This is a genomic window from Bradyrhizobium sp. (assembly GCF_049586575.1).
In the GTDB taxonomy this organism is placed as follows: domain Bacteria; phylum Pseudomonadota; class Alphaproteobacteria; order Rhizobiales; family Xanthobacteraceae; genus Bradyrhizobium.
The window spans coordinates 1-3,078 of the sequence record NZ_JBAVCF010000199.1; the positions used below are offsets into that span (position 1 = coordinate 1).

The window sequence follows — 3,078 nt, forward strand, 5'->3', positions numbered from 1 at the left end:
GCAGTGGCCCACGATTGTGGCGTCGTCATCAATCCCATGCTGGTGGAGGGTCAAATCATTGGCGGCACCGTCCAGGGCGTTGGCGGTGGGATGTTGGAAGGTTTCGTCTACGACAACGAAGGACAGCTGCTGACCGGATCGCTGATGGATTATCTGGCGCCGACCGCGAGCGACGTGCCCGACATTACCCTCGTGCACTTGGAATCGCCGACGTCACTCAACCCGCTTGGTGTCAAGGGTCTCGGCGAAGGCGGCGCCATCGCGCCTCCGGTAGCGATTGCCAATGCGGTCTGCGACGCACTCGCGCCGTTTGGCGCCGAATTAAATAGCACGCCGGTCGTGCCGGAGCAGATCGTCAAGATCGCACAACGAGGCGTGCTGCGCGCCTCAGGAGTGGTGTCATGAACCAAACGACGAAAACGCGGGATAAGTTGGATCCAGCCGTGACCGGCATGCCCTTAGAGACCATCCTGAAGAAATACGTCGCCCGGTTTGGTGAGCGCAGACCCGACTGGAATGCCTTCGCCGACGCTGCAATCGATGGCTGGCGGCGGGCGCAACATCGCTTCATCGGCAACACCAGCGGCAAGCCCGACGAGAATTTTATTCCCGCCGGCAATTTCACGCTTTCGATCATGGCCGTTCCTCCGGGCCAGGGAAATGCTGCGCACACCCACGAGGTCGAAGAAGTATTTTTCGTTCTGAGGGGACATTTGACGATCTTCGTCGAGGACGAGACGGGCCGGCGTCTTGAAACGGTGCTAGGCCCCTGGGATTGCGTATCGTGCCCGGCTGGTGTCATCCATGGCTACCAAAACAACACTGTTGAATTGGTCTATCTCAATGTCATGGTCGGCAAAGGCAAACCCGATCTCATGGGCTATACCGATCCCGAATTGTTCAAACGGCGCGCAGAGCATATTGAAGCCGCTTCACAGAAGAAAGAAGACTGACATCCTGGGCACTTGCGTGTGCTGACAATTCAGTTTTCCGCCGAGTGCTGGCTGGGCCGGCTTCGCCTTTGTTTTTACGGGTTTTCTTTTTCTCAATTTTCGGAAAGAGGGCTCATCGTAGCCGCCTTTTTCGCGATTGGCCCCTCATCGGAGCTACCCCGTAGCTCGACAAGCCCCGGAGCCCGGCTGCTCGAGATCGAGGAGCGTTTTACGACCTAGCAATCCGCCGGTTTTGCTCCGCACTCTTACTCCGCTCGCGTTCCCACTGTTCAAGGTCGGCGACGAGCCAATGGCGAGCCGAGGTCGGCCCACCGAATTGCACCGGCTTCGGAAAACCGTGCTGACGCATGTAGCGCCATACCCACATGTCACTCACGCCACCGTAACGCAGCTTCACCTGACCGATCGTCAGGTAGCGAACGTCGTCCGCAACGCGGATGCGATGGCTAAACGGTGTTTGTTCAAGTTGACTCACGGAGTGGAATAGAGCCCAGATCTTTCCGAGGCGCAACACGTGAGCGCATGACAGACCGCACGAGAATTTAGCGACAAAGACACGAACGATGATTCATAGTTTGGATTGGTGGTGATCGATTAACCACCTAAACCTTTGCGTTCTGGCGTCTTTGCAGATGACCTCGCCCGTTGCGGATGCTGCGAATTCACATTCAACCCAGGATCGATGGGAAACGTTCGAGATCGCGTCGACTTGAACGCAGGCCCACTTGCTTGGATTAGGCTGGCGCGCGCATTCAAATAAAGTTGTCGCGATCGCGTTTGCCGTCCGTTAACCACAGCGGCCGAACCGCGACCATTTGGCAGTCGGAGTCGTGTTGATCGACCGGGCTAATTCGGAGCCCGGGTAACGGCCCGGGTAACGCAAGATCGTCGCTGCGGCGATGAGGCTGGCTATGTTCGTGAGAGAAGCAACTCGCGAAGCCACCGCGCCTGAGCGGGAGCCGTCCATCGGCAAGGTTCTCCCGCCACCTGCGCATCCGCACGGTCTGTCGGCCAAATTCTGCAACGGGTGCACCGCGGCCGCCCCATGATCTGGTGCTCAAATCCGCGCAAGCGAACCCGCAGCATTCCCCCCCACCGGGCCGCGCTCCTTCGGCACCCCCAAATTCCGTGTTGCCCCACTTGCCAGTTCGCTCGCGGCGCCGGCGATGTGCAGAGCCCCGGTAGCTGCGAACGGCGCGAGCTCCATCGATCGGCGCCTACCGGACATCATTAAAACGGAAATCGGCGGCGCGCGCCGGTCGATCTTCGCCGCGACAGATTCTGCCGCGACCACCCGCCAAGGGATCAAGAGCATCATCGCGCCAGCCGGACATGTCGGAGCGACATCGCGGAGAGCCCCCTGCCTGCTGGATTGCGGCCGGCGCTGATGCGGCTCGACCCCCGCTAGCTGCGTCGCGGCCAAAGCACCAGCGGTGAGCCGTTTAACCGCAGGCGAGTTTGCTAAAGCGAAATGGCCGCCAGCAGCGGGGCACTCTCTGTTGATTCGCCGCTCGGTCTCGGCAGCTGGAAATGCCGGAGAGAGCAGACGCCGGAGTGTGTCCCCTGTCATCTTGATCGCGGCCGGCGCTCCCCTTGTGAGGTCGATCACGGCAGCGCCGATGCGTGGCTGCGCCGCGGCCAAAGCCCCGCGATGCGGCGTTCGTCCGCGACTGCTTTGCGGTTGCGAACATAGATTGGCCGGTCTAGCGTGAGCGCGAATTACTTGAGCGGATCACAGAGCAACTTTTGAGCAGTGGGGAGCATCGTGTCGGAGCAACCTATGACGAGTGACCGTTCTTCTGTTCTGTGGAGCCGGGCGAGCTTCCTCAAAGCCGCGCTCGGGACGGCGTGCGTCGGCGCAATGGTGAGTTTGGCGCGCGCGGCGGGTGATCCGGTCGTGCAGATCGCGGCTTCGCGCGGGGTGGTCTCCGCCCCGATCTGGAACGTTTCGACCCATGCCGCGCGTTATGGCTTCCGCGTCCAGATGTCGGTGCTCTTCACCTACGCCGACCAGCAGCGAGCCGCCCAGAACAACCAGACCGAACTCGCCACCACCGGCATCAACAATCCGGCGATCGTCGCCGACCAGGGGATTACCAATCTCCGCTACATTTCCGGCCAGCAA

The 3,078-nt window shown here is 60.7% G+C and carries 3 protein-coding genes; all 3 read left to right on the forward strand.

The features are described 5' to 3' along the window. Window positions 1-405: molybdopterin cofactor-binding domain-containing protein (locus WB528_RS07590; RefSeq protein WP_423887801.1), on the forward strand; the 405-nt coding region annotated here is incomplete at its 5' end. After that, on the forward strand, window positions 402-953 hold the full coding sequence (locus WB528_RS07595) for a cupin domain-containing protein (protein ID WP_423887802.1): 552 nt from the start codon (window positions 402-404) through the stop codon (window positions 951-953). The genes WB528_RS07590 and WB528_RS07595, both read left to right, overlap by 4 nt. A gap of 1,780 nt (window positions 954-2,733) precedes the next feature. After that, window positions 2,734-3,078, forward strand: a 345-nt coding sequence (locus WB528_RS07600) for a hypothetical protein (protein ID WP_423887803.1), incomplete at its 3' end; no start/stop codon positions are given.